This window comes from Embleya sp. AB8 (genome assembly GCF_049739465.1).
Lineage (GTDB): Bacteria > Actinomycetota > Actinomycetes > Streptomycetales > Streptomycetaceae > Embleya.
In genome coordinates this window covers 97,442-113,876 of record NZ_JBMHHY010000001.1, presented here as the reverse complement: position 1 = coordinate 113,876, position 16,435 = coordinate 97,442, and the positions used below count along the sequence as shown (strand labels likewise).

The 16,435-nt window shown below is 70.7% G+C and carries 11 protein-coding genes; 6 read left to right on the top strand and 5 right to left on the bottom strand.

The features are described 5' to 3' along the window. Position 1 precedes the first annotated feature (1 nt). Positions 2–1,018, bottom strand: a complete 1,017-nt coding sequence (gene hrcA / locus ABIA38_RS00490; protein WP_026218791.1) for a heat-inducible transcriptional repressor HrcA — start codon at positions 1,016–1,018, stop codon at positions 2–4. 150 nt (positions 1,019–1,168) lie between these two features. Here hrcA and ABIA38_RS00485 point away from each other — a divergent pair, with 150 nt between their 5' ends. Together ABIA38_RS00485 and ABIA38_RS00480 are read left to right on the top strand one after the other, a co-directional pair. Then, entirely contained in the window at positions 1,169–1,924 is a 756-nt protein-coding gene (locus ABIA38_RS00485; RefSeq protein WP_424636309.1) for an MBL fold metallo-hydrolase, read from the top strand. A gap of 29 nt (positions 1,925–1,953) precedes the next feature. After that, complete coding sequence (locus tag ABIA38_RS00480; protein WP_424636308.1) at positions 1,954–2,784, top strand: DUF3097 domain-containing protein; 831 nt, start codon at positions 1,954–1,956, stop codon at positions 2,782–2,784. 196 nt (positions 2,785–2,980) lie between these two features. Here the strand turns inward: ABIA38_RS00480 and ABIA38_RS00475 are convergent, their stop codons facing one another. After that, positions 2,981–3,550 (bottom strand): Uma2 family endonuclease, encoded by a 570-nt coding sequence (locus ABIA38_RS00475; protein ID WP_424636307.1) that lies wholly within the window; start codon positions 3,548–3,550, stop codon positions 2,981–2,983. Between the two features lie 118 nt (positions 3,551–3,668). Continuing rightward, complete coding sequence (locus ABIA38_RS00470; RefSeq protein WP_424636306.1) at positions 3,669–4,562, bottom strand: phenylalanine 4-monooxygenase; 894 nt, start codon at positions 4,560–4,562, stop codon at positions 3,669–3,671. A gap of 295 nt (positions 4,563–4,857) precedes the next feature. On the opposite strand from ABIA38_RS00470, the gene ABIA38_RS00465 reads away from it, so the two are divergent. The 4 genes from ABIA38_RS00465 to ABIA38_RS00450 are packed head-to-tail and all read left to right on the top strand — an operon-like array spanning position 4,858 to position 12,762. Then, positions 4,858–6,903: a dynamin family protein gene (locus ABIA38_RS00465; protein ID WP_424636305.1), complete on the top strand. Its 2,046-nt coding sequence runs from the start codon at positions 4,858–4,860 to the stop codon at positions 6,901–6,903. Then, positions 6,900–8,015, top strand: coding sequence for a C39 family peptidase (locus ABIA38_RS00460; RefSeq protein ID WP_424636304.1), 1,116 nt, complete (start codon positions 6,900–6,902; stop codon positions 8,013–8,015). Before ABIA38_RS00465 ends, ABIA38_RS00460 begins: the two co-directional genes overlap by 4 nt. Positions 8,016–8,058: 43 nt before the next feature. Beyond that, a complete protein-coding gene (locus ABIA38_RS00455) occupies positions 8,059–10,749 on the top strand; it encodes a dynamin family protein (RefSeq protein WP_424636303.1) in 2,691 nt (896 codons plus the stop codon). Between the two features lie 30 nt (positions 10,750–10,779). Next, complete coding sequence (locus ABIA38_RS00450; RefSeq protein ID WP_424636302.1) at positions 10,780–12,762, top strand: dynamin family protein; 1,983 nt, start codon at positions 10,780–10,782, stop codon at positions 12,760–12,762. A 359-nt stretch (positions 12,763–13,121) separates the two neighbouring features. On the opposite strand, the gene hemW is transcribed toward ABIA38_RS00450, so the two are convergent. Beyond that, positions 13,122–14,342, bottom strand: coding sequence for a radical SAM family heme chaperone HemW (gene hemW / locus ABIA38_RS00445; RefSeq protein WP_424636301.1), 1,221 nt, complete (start codon positions 14,340–14,342; stop codon positions 13,122–13,124). A gap of 46 nt (positions 14,343–14,388) precedes the next feature. Next, positions 14,389–16,242, bottom strand: a complete 1,854-nt coding sequence (locus ABIA38_RS00440; protein WP_424636300.1) for an AMP-dependent synthetase/ligase — start codon at positions 16,240–16,242, stop codon at positions 14,389–14,391. Positions 16,243–16,435 lie beyond the last annotated feature (193 nt).

Here is a 16,435-nt window from a genome sequence, read left to right as displayed (position 1 = left end):
TCTACGACTCCGCGAGGATCTGTCCGACGTACCGTGCCACGGCGCGCACCGCTCCCATCGTTCCGGGGTAGTCCATTCGGGTCGGCCCGAGCACCCCGAGCTTCGCCAGCGTTTCCTGCCCACTGCCGTATCCGACGGCGACCACCGAGGTCGCGGCCAGTCCTTCGTGCATGTTCTCGTGTCCGATCCGCACGACCATGCCCGGGTCGGTCGCCTCGCCCAACAGGCGCAGCAGCACGACGTGTTCCTCGAGTGCTTCGAGGACCGGGCGGATGGTGTTCGGGAAGTCCATGCCGAAGCGGGTCAGGTTGGCCGTCCCGGCCAGGACGACCTTTTCTTCCTTGTGTTCGACCAGGGTGTCGAGCAGGGTGGCCAGGATGCCCGCCACGATCGGCCGTTCCTCGGCGGTGAACGGCTCGGCGAGATCCTGGACCAGCAACGGCACATCGGCGAACCGCTTGCCGGTGATCCGGCTGTTCAACCGGGCCCGCACGTCGGCGAGCAGGTTCTCGCCGACCGGTCCCGGGGTGTCCATCACCCGCTGCTCGACCCGGCCGGTGCTGGTGATCAGCACGAGCATGACCCGGGTCGGCGCGAGGGTGAGCAACTCGACGTGCCGGATCGTCGAGCGGGTCAGCGAGGGGTATTGCACGACGGCGACCTGATGGGTCAGCTGCGCGAGCAGCCGAACCGTGCGGCCCACCACGTCGTCCAGGTCCACCGCGCCGGCCAGGAAGGTCTGGATCGCCCGGCGCTCGGCGCCGGACAGCGGCTTGACGCCGGCGAGCCGGTCGACGAACAACCGGTAGCCCTTGTCGGTGGGCACCCGACCCGCGCTGGTGTGGGGCTGCGTGATGTAGCCCTCCTCCTCCAGCGCGGCCATGTCGTTGCGAATGGTGGCCGGGGAGACGCCGAGGTTGTGTCGGTCCGCGAGCGCCTTGGAGCCGACCGGCTCCTGGGTCGCCACATAGTCCTGCACGATGGCGCGCAGCACGTCCTGCTTACGATCGTCGAGCATGGTGCGCACCTCCCTGACCCGTTGTTCCACCCGTTGCCGTGTCCCGTAGGCGGCGGTTCGTCCTGCTGGTTGGCACTCCGTCCCGCCGAGTGCCAGTGTACGGGTCACCCGATCCGGACCGTACCCCTGCGTCCGTGCCAAGGTTGACGCATGCTACGCGCCGAACAGCCGAAACACGCCACCTGGGAGCCGATCGGACCGGGGGTGCTGCGCCGCCGGCTACCCGGCCTGGAACTGAATGTGGCGGTCGTCACGGGTCGCGACGGGATCCTGCTCGTGGACACCGGTTCGCACGACCGGGAGGCCGCCGAGCTGCTGTCCTCGCTGGCTCGCGAGCTGCCCGCGCACGGATTGCCGGACCGGGTGGTGGCGGTGGTGAACACGCACGGCCACTTCGACCACTGCTACGGCAACGACGAGGTGCTGCGCACCTTCCCCGACGCCGAGGTGTGGGGCCACGCGGAGCTGCCCGGGTATCTGGCGCGCCGCGCGGACGCCGGTCGGGCGAGCGGCATCGCGTACGGCTTCGATCCGGAGCTGATGAACGCCGCGCGGATCGTGCCGCCGACCCGTCTGGTGTCCACCGGGGATCCGGTGACGGTGGATCTGGGCGGGCGCGAGGTGGTGCTCTACGCGCCGGGGCGCGGGCACACCGACCACGACCTGATCGTGCACGTCCCGGACTGTGGCGTGCTGATCGCCGGCGACCTGGTGGAGGAGAGCGGGCCGCCGGTGTTCGGCTCTGATGCGTTCGCCGCCGAGTGGAGCGATTCGCTGGCCCGGGTGCGCGCGCTCGACGCGAGTGTCTGGCTGCCCGGACACGGCGCGGTGGTGGACGAGGAGTTCGTGGTCCGGCAGAACCGCCTGCTGGCCGAGGTGGCCGCCGGGCGCGTCGTACCGGACTGACGCACCGTCACCCGGCTAGCGTCACCCTTATGCGCAGCTATGGACCCGAGTCGCTGATCCCGGGATGGAAGCAGGACAAGCCCGTCCCGGAGGTCGCGGCCGAACGCGATCTGGTCGTCGAGGAGGCGTCCACCGGCTTTTGTGGCGCGGTGGTCCGGGTGGAGAAGACCCCCGAGGGGTTCACCGTCACGCTGGAGGACCGGCATCGGCGGTTGCGGGTCTTCCCGATGGATCCGCGCGGCTTCCTGATCGACGGCGAGGTGGTCACCCTGGTCCGCCCGTCGGCCGCCGCGCCCACCCGCCCACCGGCGCACACCGCGTCCGGTTCGGTGGCCGTGCGGGGCGCCCGGGCCCGGGTCGCCCGGGCCGGCCGGATCTACGTCGAGGGCCGGCACGACGCCGAGTTGGTCGAGCGGGTCTGGGGCGACGACCTGCGGATCGAGGGCGTGGTCGTGGAGTACCTGGAGGGCATCGACGATCTCCCGGCGGTGGTGCGCGAGTTCGCACCGGGGCCGGGTCGTCGGCTGGGCGTGTTGGTGGACCACCTGGTGCCGGGCTCGAAGGAGAGCCGGATCGCGGCGCGGGTGACGGGCGATCAGGTACTGGTGGTGGGACACCCCTATATCGACGTCTGGCAGGCGGTCCGGCCGGCGTCGGTGGGCATCGCGGCGTGGCCGGACGTACCGCGCGGGGTGCCGTGGAAGGAGGGGGTGTGCGCGGCCCTCGGCTGGCCGGTGGACCCACCCCTGGCCTGGCGGCGGATCCTCGCGGCGGTGAATTCGTACCGCGACCTGGAGCCCGCGCTGCTGGGCAGGGTGGAGGAACTGATCGATTTCGTGACCGCGACGCCCGACGTGTGACCCTGCGCGGGCGTCGTGTGCGGAAGTGGCCGGATCGTGCGGTGCGGCTGATGCCGTCACCCTCCCGGGCCACGACGACCAAGGCGCCCGCCGCCTGGCCTTCTCGGCGGACGGCACCCTCTTGGCCACGGGCGGCGACTTCGGCCGGGTGTTCGTCCGGCGGCTGTGAACCCCCGACCCAATGCGTCGCCACGCGTCAAACGAACCTGGTGGTCTCCAACGTCATCGAGAAAGGCGCCGGCAGCTCGATCTCCTTGCCGAACGGGCCGGTGTGACTCTCCTTGTAGTCGTCACCTTCGGGAGCCGAGAAGAGCGCCCAACTCCCTCGCTCTCGATCCACCAGCAAGTAGAGCGGAATACCACTGGCGGCATAGGCTCGCCGCTTTGCCTCCCGATCGATGTCCGCCCGGTGCGACGTGACCTCGAGCACCAAGGCGACCGCGTCACATGGCATCCACGTTCCCGCATCGAGGAACAGATCGAGTTCCAGGGGGATGAAGGTGCCGTCGGGGATGACGTGATTACTCTGCAACGCTCCTCGACTCACCACCTCCAGCCCCTTTCCGCCGGAAAATTCCATCTCGGTGTCCGAAGCGCCGGTGATCTGGCGCGACACTGCACTGACGATGCGCTCGTGGTTGCCCGACGCCGGTGGTGTCACGACAATCTCCCCGTCGATCAGCTCGGCGCGGAAGCCCAGGGGGGTGTCCAACGCCAGGAAGCCGTCCAGGAGGACGTCTTCCTGCGTGGGGATCTCGTGTGTCATAGCTGACATTCTGAACCCCTTCCGTAGTCGACGCGAGCATATGAAGGCACCCGTGCGCGCGACCGGGCGTTTGGCACCGGGTCACCCGCACGGGTGAACGACTACGGAGGGCAGGTTGCTACGGCGTCTTCGCCGACGCCGACAGTGCGGCGATCGAGTCGTCGGTGCAGGTCGACCAGAAGCCGCCGACCAGGTCTTCCAGGTGGGTCATCGAGTCGGCCGCGTAGAGGATGTCCTGGTAGTGGGTGATGTCGTATTGCAGCGTGCCCATCGCGACCAGGTCGAGCGGGCGGATGTCGACCGTGCGGAATTCGCGGATCTCGCCGTAGGAGGACAGGATGCCCGCGCCGTAGGCCTTGAGCGCGCCGCCCTCGTGCATGACACCGAATTCCAGGGTGAACCAGAAGACCTTGGAGACGAATTCCAGCGCCTCGCGCGACTCCACCCGCCGTGCCGCCTCGCCCGCGACCCGGTACAGCGCCGCGAAGCGGTCCGAGGCGAGCATGTTGGCGTGGCCGATCACCTCGTGGACCACGTCCGGCTCGGGGGTGTACAGCGGCACGCTGTGGTGGCGGATGTACTGCGTGGAGTGGAAGTACGAGTCGGCCAGCGACCCGTAGAAGTCGCGCAGCGGGACCAGTCCGGCCGCCGGCAGGTAGCGGAAGCCGGTCAGCGGTTGCAGTGCGCTGCTGACCTCCTCCAACTGGGGGATCCGGTCGGTCGGCAACTTCAGCCGAGCGGTGCCCTCCAGATAGTCGGCGACCGCGTACTCCGCGTGCGAGACGGACAGCTCGTGCGAGACGAGGCGCCAGACCTCGTGCTCCTCGTCGGTGTACTCGACCTCCGGGATCGGATCGCCGCGCCGGTGGTCCAGGGCCAGCTCCGCGATCCGGTTGCGGCGCTCGCGGTACACCGCGTCCGCGAACCCCGGGTGGCTGCGGGACAGCTCGACCTCGACTCCGCCATCGGCCCTACGGGTGACCGGGGCCAGATACTGGGCCTCCTCGAACATGCCATCTCCTGATCGCATCGGAATCGACTCCCCAACGGGCCGAAGCACCCACGCGACCAGTATGCGCCGTATGCATACCATTTGGACCGATCAGGCCGGATGGGACGACGACGTGGATCAGGTGCGAGGGATCGCCTCGGCGCCCTCATCGCATCATCCGAACGGCCGTCACACAAGAGGCACAGCGGATCGACCACCACCTCCGAAACACCTGCCGCATCCACCGAGACGGGATTCGGGCCCGCGTGACAGGATCGCCCGTACATCGGGGAGGGCACCGTCGGGAGGGGGCGCGGTGGTGGATTCTCGCGGCATGGCCGGGGATGGTTCGGAACGACGCGACGTGGTCGAGGCGCTCACCGAGACCTCCGACCACCTCGACTTCGCACTCGCGATGGTCCGCCGGATCGTCGGCGACCAGGAGCGGCTCGGGCAACTGACGGCCCGCATCCGGGAGATCGAGTCCCGGCTGCGGGACGACCGGTACTACCTCGCGGTGATCGGCGAATTCTCGGCCGGCAAGAGCACCTTCATCAACGCGCTGCTCGGCGAGGACCTCCTGCCCACCTCGGCGCTGCCCACCACGGGCGCCGCCACCCGGATCACCCACGGCGCCGAACTCGCCGTCGAGGTGCGCTTCGCCGGCGACGGGATCCGCTACGTCTACCCCTCCGGCCGGCACCCCGGCGCGGCGAGCCCGCTCGGCCGGATGCTCACGCGCCTGGCCCCGGACATATCCGTCCCCGAGGACACCACCGGCGTGCTGCGCGTGCTCACCGCCGACGAGACGATCGCACCGCACGTACGGAGCCTGGAGGTACGCCATCCCGCGCCCGCGCTGCGCGACGGCCTGGTGATCATCGACACCCCCGGGACCAACGCCCGCGCCGGGCACACCGAGATCACCCGCGCGGTGATGCGCGATGTCGCCGACGCCGCGGCCGTGTTGGCCGCCGCCGGCTCGCCCTCGCCGGTGTCGCTGGCCGAGTTCCTCACCGACGCCCTCGACCCCGGCCAACTGCGCCGCTGCATCGTGCTCGTCACCAAGATGGACCACATCGACCCGGACGAGCGCGAGGACCTGCTCGCCCACGTGCGGCGGCGGTTCGCCCGGATACTCGGCACGACCGATCCGGTGGTCGAACCGGTCGCCGCCGAACCGGTGGTCCGACGGGCCGCCGGCCGACCGCTGCGCGGGCCCGAACAGGCCCACTGGGCCGAGGAGTTCCCGCACACCCTGGCCCGACTCCGAGACCTGATGCGGCGGCACCGCATCGTCGCGGTGTCCGACCGTCTGCTGCGCCTCCTGGAGGATCTGCTCGACGAACTGCGCCACGAGGTGACCCTGGCCGAACAACGCCTGGACGCCGAGGAGCTCGAACTCGCCGGGGCCCGGATCACCGACCTGGCCGGATTCGTCCGCGGCCGGCACGGCGAAAGCGCGCGACTGCTCGGGGCCGGCGCGCAGCGGGCCCAGCAGGCGGTCGGCGGGATGGCCCCGCAGTGGTGGCGGTACACCCGGGCCGAGATCGACCGCGCGCTCGATCGTGCGGACACCCCCGACGAGTTGCGCGCGGTGTTGGCCGAGCAGGCCCCCGAGCTGATCCGCCGGGGCCTGCCGCGCATCGGCGACATCGTGCAACAGGCGGTCACCGGCGCGCTGGAGACCGCGGCCGAGACCGCGCGGGTGGCCGCGGACGACGCGTTCACCGCGGCCTATCGAAAGCTCGGCGCCGTCGCCGAGTCGCCCGATGCGGCTCCGGTCACCGTGGTCTCGGGGCATCAGCTCGCCGACGCGGCCCTGCGGGCCTACCAGAGTTCGGCCACCGGAGTCACCGGACGGATCAGTGCCGTTCGGCTCGACCCGACCGCGCCCAAAACCCCCGGCGCGCGGCTCGGCGGCGCGCTCGACCAGTGGTTCGGCGGCACCCGCGACAGCGAGCCGCGACCGATCCCGGGGCGGATCGGTTTCGGCGGACTCATCGCCAAAATGACCGATTCCCCGTCGTCCACCGACATGACGGCCCTGCGGAACCACGCGCGTGCCGACATGCATCGGACACTGCGAACCGTCGCGGACGGTTTGTCCCGACAGATCGACGAGGCCGTGCGCACGGCCACGACGCACTACTCGCAGGACGTCGCGCGACACGTGGACGGCTACCGGGCCCGGTACGAGGCGACGGTCGCCGAACTGGTGGCCGAACATCGACGCCGTGAGGATTTTCTCGCGGCTCGCAGAAGCCTGTTGCAGGACGCGGACAGGCAGACGGAACGGCGTCGCACCACGGTGAACAACCGACGCGAGCGTCTGACACGCCGGGGGGAATTCGGCAGATGAGCGACTACACGCACGACGACGACCTGTTCGCGGTGCTCTCCGACGACACCATCGACACAGCGGGCAGCGCCGACGGGGGCGACATCGGGGCGGCACCGCTGTGGGAGACCGACGCGGGTGGCGAGTTCAACGGCGCCCACCCGAACTCCACCCTTCCTTACCCCGATCCGGGCTTCGATCCGTTGCACGACCCGAACTACGACCCGTTCCACGCGGACAGCGACGGCGACGGCCGAGTCGACGCCGACGACCCGAGCCCGTTCGACCCCACCGACGGGAACCACCCGACGCCCAGCCGGCAGTGGCACGACGACCAGGTCGACGACCCGTACGCGGACCCGTACGCCGATCCCTACGCCGATCCGCACGAGGTCGACCCGTACGCCGATCCGCAGGGCAACCCGTACGGCCCCGACCCGTACGCGGACCCCGCGGGCCACGATCCCGCCGGCCACGAACCGAGCGCGTACACACACGCCACCAGCGTCCCTTGGGGCGCGGTCTACGACGACCAGGGCAACTGGACCTACCACGCGCCGGATTGGACGCCGGACCAATTCCACGGCACCGGCGACCCGCTCGGCGACGCCAAGTACTGGCACGAGCAGACCAGTCCGACCAGTTGTGCGGTGGTCTCCCAGGGGATGATCCTGGAGAAACTCACCGGCGTCCCGCTGAACGAGAACGCGCTGATGACCGAGGCCCAGCAGGCGGGCATCTACGATCCGGCCAACGGCACGATGACCGGCGACATCGGCAAGCTGCTCGAGATGCACGGCGTGGACACCGACACCGTGCGGCACGCCGACATGAAGCAGATGCTCGACGCGCTCCAGAAGGGCGACCAGGTGATCGTCGCCCTGGACGCGCAGGAGATCTGGTCGCCGGTGCACGACGCGACCACCGGCGCGCCGCTGGAGCAGGACCCCACGATGGGGCACGCGGTATGGGTCACCGGCGTCGACACCAAGCCCGACGGCTCGACGTATGTGCTGCTCAACGACCCGGGCGCGCCGTTCGGCAAGATCGAGCCGGTGCCGCTGGCCGACTTCCTCAACGCGTGGCAGGACCGGGACACCACGATGATCCTGGCCCACCCCACACACGCCTGATCGTTCGACACCACAACGAATTCGATGGGAGTAGGGAAAACACATGTCGTTCGATCGTGAACACGTGCTGCGTCAGGCCGCGCAGGTACAGCCGCGCCGCCGGCCGGGTGTCGCGGGGTTGCTGAGTGGGATCCACCGCAGTGACGAGCTGCGCGGCTGGGTCACCATGGAATCGGTGGCACTGCCGCCGGTGCCGGAACGGACCGCGAACGGCTGGACGTTGTGGAGCCTGATCGGGGTCGGCAAGGCCACCCCGGGGCGCCGCGAACTGCCCATCCACCCGATCTGGGGCGCGGTGCAATGGGCCTGGCCGGCCGAGGACGTACTGCGCCATGTGAAGCTGACCGAGCTGCCCGAGGTGGCCGCGTCGGTGGCGGCCACGATCGTGGACGTGTCGGCCTGGACGTTGTCCATGCAGCCGGACGCCCTCGCCGAACGGGCCCGCTTCTTCCGATCGCTCGGCCGGTTCCTGGCCGACCCCGAGGCGGAGGCCCGGGGCGGCCCGCGGATCCTGGCCGGGCTGTACGCGCGGGTGATGCCGAGCGGCGCGGTGGCCGCCTATCACACGCTGGTGCCGAGCACGGCCGGGTGGCTGCGCACCGGCGGCCCGCGCGAGGCGGCGGCGCAGCGCGACTCGGGCGCTTCGGGCGACTCGCCCATCGGCCTACCCGGCCCGTCGGGACAGACGGCGGACCGGAGGCAGGCCCCGGCCCCGGGTCCGCACCCGACGGGCACGACCGCTGCGCCGGGGCCGATTGCCGGATCCGCCGTGGGATCTCGTACGCCCGCCGCACCCGCGTCGGCTGCCGCGTCATCGGGCGCCGGAGCGGGCGTCGCGTCTCCCGCGTCCGCCGGCCCGCCCGCCGGCTCCGCTTCGGCACCGGCCCCGGGGGCGACCGTCGCGCCGCGTACCCCGGTCCCCCGCAAGCCCGTCCCCGACCCGCCCGCCGCGCGGGCGATCGCACCCTCGGCGACCACGCTCTCCCGGCGGATCAACGACGCGCAGGCGATCGCGGCCGACTTCGGACTGGACGCGATCGGGGTCGAACTGGACCGGTTGCGGGCCCGGATGCGTCGGCCGGGGCTGCGGATCGCCGTGGTCGGCGAGTTCGGCCGGGGCAAGTCCTCGCTGCTCAACCGGCTCCTCGGCGCCCCCGTGCTGCCCGAGGGTCGGCATACCCCCGTCCCACTGGTGATCGCCGCCGGTCCCGAGCCCCGCCTGGAGCTGCGATTCGCCGACGGGCGCGCCGAACCCCGCCCCGCGGTGGCCGCGTCGTGGGACGAGGTACACCACCTGAGTGCCCGTCAGGACCCGGACGCAGTCCGGCTGATCGGCGTCCGGGTACTCGTCGCCGATCCCGAACTGGCCCGTTTGGACGTCGAGTTGGTGGACACCCCGGGGGTGAATGCGGGCCGCGGCAAGGGCCCGGACGCCGAGGCGCACGACCGCCGCACCGAGGATCTGGTCCGCCGTACCGTCGCGGCGAGCGACGCGGTGCTGATGGTGGTCTCCGCGAGCGCGCCGCTCGGCCTGTCCGAGACCGCGTTCCTCGAGGAGGAGGTGATCGCCCGCCATGTGCCGCGGATCACCGTGGTGGTCTCCAAGCTGGACACCGTCGACGAGGACGAGCGCGCCGACCTCGTCGACTACCTCGGCGGCCGGGTGCGCCGCATCTCGCCCACCCTCCAGGTGTTGGCCGGCCCGCATCGCGAGGACGCCGCACCGGTGGCCGGCCTGTACGAGCGGATCACCGAATACACCACCTCCGGCGGCCGACGCGGCCTGCGCTCGCGCCAGACCGCGGGCCAACTCCTCACCCTGCTCGACGAGATGGCCCGGCTGGGCCGGGACGGCCTGGCCGCGGCCGAACTCGGCGCGGCGGAGCGACAACGCGCCGCCGAGCAGTCCGAGGTGGAGATCGACCGGATGGGCACCGAGTGGGGCAGGGTCCGGGTCGAACTCCAGCGGCGCCGCACGCGGACCGCGGAGAAGTTCCGCGAGCATCTCCAGCTCTCACGCGGCGACGTATTGGACACGCTGCGCTACGAGTTGGAGCGCGCCCCGGACGCCCGGATCTGGTGGGAGCGTGACCTGCCGTTCCGACTGCGCCGCGAACTGACCGCGCTGGCCAAGAAGTTCGAGGCCCAGCTGCATTCGAGTGTGCAGGCCGACGTGCAGTGGCTGGACGCCGGGATGAAGCAACACTTCGGGCGCGGCAGCACGTACCGCCCGGAGAGGGTCGAGCAACTCTCCACCGATTTCGAACTCGGCGAGGCCGAATCGCTCGGCCTGAAGGACCTCAAGAGTCGCAAGCTGGCCTGGCGGATCGGCCCGACCGGCCTGGCCGTGCTCGGCGCGCTGCTGATCCCGCTCACCGGCGGCGTCGCCGCGCTGCCGATGGGCGCGAGCATGGCCGCCTCGGCGGGCGGCATGGTGCTCGGCGAGGTCAAGTCGACGTCGCTGACCGAGGGGCAGCGCGCGCAGGCGATGAAGGCGCTGGAACCGATGGTCGAGGACGTGCTCGGCGGCTTCTCCGAAGAGGTCGCCAAGCGGCTGCACACGCTCTACTCCGGGGTGATGGACGAGGCGGTGCGCGGCCAACAGGTGTGGCGGAACGATCGGCGGGCCGCGCTGGCCAAGGTCGGCGCCGATGGACCCGCATGGCAGGATCTGGTCGCGCGCAGCGAGCAGCTCGCGGTCCAGCTGAACAGCATGCTGGGCACGAGAGGCTGACGGCCGGCCGTCGAGGAGGGGAGCTTCAGGGTGGACAGGGGTCACGGGGCGGCCGATCCGGCCTACGCGGGTTACGGCGCGTGGCGCGCCCGGCAGGAGACCCTGGTCGGCCTGATCGACCGGCTCACGCCGATCGTGGCCGGACTGCGCATCGGCGCGGGGGTCAAGAAGCTGGACTCGTTGAAGCACCGGGCCGCGTCCGAGGCGTTCAAGGTGATGATCGTCGGCGAGTTCAAGCGCGGCAAGAGCACCGTGATCAACTCGATGCTCGGCGAGAAGGTGCTGCCCTCGTTCGCCCGGCCGTGCACCGCGATCATCAACGAGGTGACGTGGGGTGACACCCGCTCGGCGCTGATCTACCCGCTGGAGCCGGACGGCAGCGCGGGCGAACCGCTGGCCGTCGGGGTGGAGGAGATCGCCGACTACGTCACCATCGGCGCGGACGACGACAACACCCCGAACCCGTACCAGCGGGCCGTGGTGCGCTGGCCGCTCGAACTGTGCCGCAACGGCGTGGTGGTGGTCGACTCGCCGGGCCTGAACGAGGCCCCGGAGCGGGAGAAGGTCACCCTGAACTACCTCGAACAGGCCGACGTGCTGGTGTTCGTGGTGGACTGTCAGGCCGCGATGTCGCGCAGCGAACAGCTGTTCCTGGACGTGCACGTCAAGGCGCGCGGGCACGAGGACGTGTTCTACGTCGGCAACAAGATCAACCTGGTCGAGGAGGAGGAACGTGAGGACGTACAACGGGAGATCCGCAAACGCCTGGCGCCCTACCTCTCCCGTCCCGACCGGGTCTTCTTCGTCAACGCCCGGGCCGCGTTGACCGGCCGGCAGCAGCCCGACCCGGAACTGCTCGCCGGCTCCGGAATGCCCGAACTCGAGCGCGGCCTGGAGGAGTTCCTCACCCGCGAACGCGGCCGGGCGAAGATCCTGTCCCCGGCCCGGGAGCTCAAATACCTGCTGATCGAGGCGCGTGAGCAGATCGACCGCAAGGAGGCGCTGCTCGCCCGGGACGTCGAGGAACTGCGCGCCACCTACGAGCGGGTCCAGGGTCCGCTCACCCGCCTCGAGCAGAACCGGAGGGTGATCGTCGCGCAGATGGAGGAGCACCTGCGCGAGACCCGGGGCGAGGTCGAGGGCGCAACCCGCCGGTTCCTGGACCGGGTGGCCGCGAACATCCCGAACTGGGCGCAGGAGTACGACCCGAGCAACGCCATCGGCGCCAATCCGTTCAACGCGCGCGAGAAAATGGAGGCGGCGGTCGAGGAGATCACCGACCACCTCTCCGGGCAGGTCCAGGTCGAGTTCGTGCAGTGGCAGGAGAGCGAGCTCAAGCCGCTCGTCGCGCGTCGCGTCGAGGACATGGAGCGGATGATCGACGACGACGTGAAGCAGTTCGTCACCCGGATCGACGAGATCCGCGCGTCGCTCACCGCGGGACCGGTCGCCGCGGACGGCACGGACGAGACCGGCAAGCCCGCGACCCCGATCGAACGCCTGCTCGCGGACGCGGTCGGTTTCGTACTCGACCCGGCGACGGCCGTCTCCGGCGGGAAGTTCGGCCTCGGATCGATGCTCACCGCGCTGCTCCCACAGATCGCGGTCGGCACGGCGGCGTTCCTGGTCGGCCTGGGTCCGTTCGTGATCCTGGGCGCGGTACTCGGCTCGACCGTGTTCAAGGGCGCCCTGCAACTGAACAAGGCCAACCGCCGGCTCAAGGAACAGGTGGCCGAGCAGGTCCGACTCGAACTGCGCAGGCAGTCCGACACCGACGTCACCAACCTGGGCGAACAGGTCGTCAAACAACTCCGCAAGATGCGCGACGCGATCGCCCAGGGCCTCGACGCCGAAATCAAGTCGATCCGCGACGAGGTGGGCGCCGCACTCCGCACCAAGGAACAGGGCGAGTCGAACGCAAAGCGCGAAACCACCGAAATGCGCCGCTGCACCCAAGAACTGAACCGAGTCGACGAGGCACTGGCCGACCTGATCATGGACGTGGCGATGTAGCTCGACACAACAACCACCGACCGAGCAACCCCAGCGGGGCCGACGCAACCAACCCCGGGGTGAGCCGCACACATCCAGCCGGGCAGGGGCAACCAACCCCCCGAAGTGAGCCGCACACACCAGCCGGGCCGGCGTTTGAGGCCAACCCAACGCAACCAACGCCCGAGGTCAGCCGCGCACATCCAGCCCGGCGATCGCTTGACGCCAACCCGCCGTAACCAACACCAAAGCCGAGCCACACACATCCAGCCCGGCCGGCGTTTGAGGCCAAACAGCCCCGCCGGCGCTTGAGGCGACCAGCCCGGCCGGCGTTTGAGGCCAAGTAGCCCGGCCGGCGCTTGAGGCCAAAAAAGCCCGACCTAGTCCACCAGGTCCCGAACCACGGCGTCAGCCAAAAGCCGCCCCCGCAACGTAAGAACCGCACGGCCCCCACCCAACGCCTCGAGCAGCCCATCCCCAACCGCCCGCTCCGCCGCCTTCCGCCCCACCTCGGTGAGCAACTCCACCGGCATCCCGTCCGCCAAGCGCAGCTCGAGCAGAATCCGCTCGACCCGCCGATCCTCGGCGGAAAGCACCTCGCGCGCCTGCGCCGGAGACGCCGAAGCGGCCAGCCGCTGTGCGTACCCCGCCGGATGCCGTACGTTCCACCACCGCACGCCGCCGACGTGGCTGTGCGCCCCCGGCCCGGCTCCCCACCAGTCCGCCCCGGTCCAGTACAGCTCGTTGTGCCGGCACCGCGCCGCCGCGTCGGTCGCCCAGTTGGACACCTCGTACCACCCGAGCCCGGCCGCGCCGAACGCCTCGTCCGCCATCAGGTAGCGATCCGCGAGCACGTCGTCGTCCGGCATCGGCAGTTCGCCCCGCCGCACCCGGCCGGCCAGGCGCGTACCGTCCTCGACGATCAGCGCGTACGCCGAGACGTGGTCGGGCCGCGCCCCGAGCACCGCGTCCAGCGAGGCCCGCCAGTCGTCGTCGGACTCCCCCGGCGTGCCGTAGATCAGGTCCAGGTTGACGTGCTCGAACCCGGCCGCGCGCGCGTCGGCCACACACTGCTCGGGCCGCCCGGGGGTGTGCCGCCGATCCAGGATCTGCAACACGTGCTTGCGGGCGCTCTGCATGCCGAACGACAGCCGGTTGAAGCCGCCCGCGCGCAGCGTGTCCAGATACGCCGGATCCACCGACTCGGGGTTGGCCTCGGTGGTCACCTCGGCCCCGACGGCCAGGCCGAACTCGTCCCGGATCGCACCCAGGATCCGGGCCAGGTCGGCGGCCGGCAGCAGGGTGGGGGTACCGCCGCCGAAGAACACCGTGGACACCGGCCGGTCCACGTCGCCGAGCACCCGGCGGGCCAGGCGGATCTCGGCGATCGCGTCGTCCGCGTAGGACTGCTGCGAGGCCGACCCGCCCAGCTCGGTCGCGGTGTACGTGTTGAAGTCGCAGTAGCCGCAGCGCGACGCGCAGTAGGGCACGTGCACATAGAAGCCGAACGGACGACTCGCGCCCGCGAACTCGGCGAGCGCGGACGCGGGCAGCGACCCGTCCGCGGGCGCGGGCAGACCGTCGGGGGGTGCGGAGGGCATCTCCCCATTGTCCACGAGTCCGACCCGCGCCCCGGACCTCCCGGGCTCAGGTGACCAGCGTGCCCTCGTACATGTCGTCCAGGATCGCCGCGTACCGCCGCTCCACCACCCGTCGCTTGACCTTCAGGCTGGGCGTCAGCTCGTCGTGCTCGACGCTGAGATCGCGCGGCAGGATGGCGAACTTCTTCACCGTCTGCCAGCGCTGGAGGTCGGCGTTGAGTCGGTCGACGTAGTCGGCGATCAGGGCGCGGGCCTCGGCGCCGGCGGCCAGTGCCTGGTACGACATGTCCCGCAGTGCCGGCTGATCCGCCGCCCAACCCGCGATCGCGTCCGGGTCCAGCGTGATCAGCGCCGAGCAGAAATTGCGGCTCTCCCCGTGTACGAGGATGTTGCTCACGTACGGGCACATCCCCTTGAACCGGCCCTCGATCTCGCTGGGCGCGACGTACTTCCCGCCCGAGGTCTTGATCAGGTCCTTCTTGCGGTCGGTGATCCGCAGGAAGCCGTCCTCGAGCACCGCGATGTCGCCGGTGCGCAGCCAGCCGTCCTCGGTGAGCGCCTCGGCGGTCGCCTCGGGGTTGTTGTGATAGCCCTGCATCACCGCCGGACCGCGGACGAGCAGTTCGCCGTCCTCGGCGATCCGCAACTCCGAGCCGGGCAGCGCGAGGCCGACGGTGCCGATCCGGTGCCCGTCGTAGCGGTTGACCGTGCTGCCCGCGCTGGCCTCGGTCAGCCCGTAGCCCTCCAGGATCGGGATGCCGATCGCGTCGAAGAACTCCGCGACGTCGGGCGAGAGTGCCGCACTGCCGGAGATACAACCCTTGAGCCGACCGCCGAACAACTCGCGCAGTTTGCCGAAGACGAGCCGATCGGCCAGCCGATACTCGGCGCTCAGCAGCGCGGACGGCGTCCTCCCGGCCTGCCGGACCCGGGACGTCTCCCGACCGACGCCCACCGCCCAGCGGAAGATCCGATATTTGACCCCGCCCTCGGCGCGCATCCGCATGTGCACCGCGTTGTAGACCTTCTCGAACACGCGCGGCGCGGCGGCCATGAAGGTCGGTCGCACGATCGGCAGGTTGGTGATCAGTTTGGGAATCCGGCCGTCCACCGCGGTCGAGTAGCCGATCCGGATCTGCCCGGACATCATCACCTTGCCGTAGCAGTGCGCCAACGGCAGCCACAGATACTGGAGTTCGTCGATGTCGGTGAGCCCCATCGCAGCCTGCGCGGCGGCCTGGTACGCCCACGTGTCGTGCGCGAGCCGGACCCCCTTGGGTCGGCCGGTGGTGCCGGAGGTGTAGATCAGGGTGGCCAGTTGGTCGCGGGTGATCGCGGCGACCCGGGTCTCGATCAGGTCCGGTTCCTCGGCCAACCGAGCGCGGCCGAGCTCTTCGAGGTCGGCCAGGCCGAGCACCCAGTCGTCCGCGTCGTCGGGGACCGGGTCGAAGACGACCACCTTGCGGACCGCGCCGAGCCCGGCCCGCTCGCCGCGCAGCTTGGCGAGTTGCCCGGCGTCGGCGGCGAACACCACCACGCTGCCCGAGTCGGCCAGGATGAACGCGGCCTCGTCGGCGTTGGTGGTCGGGTAGACGGTGGTGGTGGCCGCGCCGGCGCACATCACGCCCAGGTCCGCGAGCACCCAGTCCAGCCGGGTCTCGGCGACGATCGCGACCCGGTCCTCGGGCTCGACGCCGAGCGCCACCAGGCCCGCGGCGATCGCCTTGGCCCGATCGCCGGCCTGCCCCCAGGTGAGCGACCGCCATTCCTCGCGGTCGCCGTCGCCCACCGGGACCGGATGCCGATAGGCCTCCCGCTCGGGCGTGGCCCGCACGCGCGCCAGGAAATCCACCGCGATCGAGGGCGGGCGGTCGTCGATGCCGACGGGCTCTGGACTCACTGCTGCCTCCGTGTCCTGGGCGGATTTCAGGGGGTGGCGGTGCCGAGTGCGAGGTGGCCGTGCCGGTATTTCGTACGGGTACCCGTACGGGTATCGGGTCGGCCGGGGTGCGGTCGGGGTCCGGGGTGGAACGTCGTCCATGTGGCAAAAGCAAAGCGGGTGCATCGAATGTGCCCGATGCACCCGCAACGTA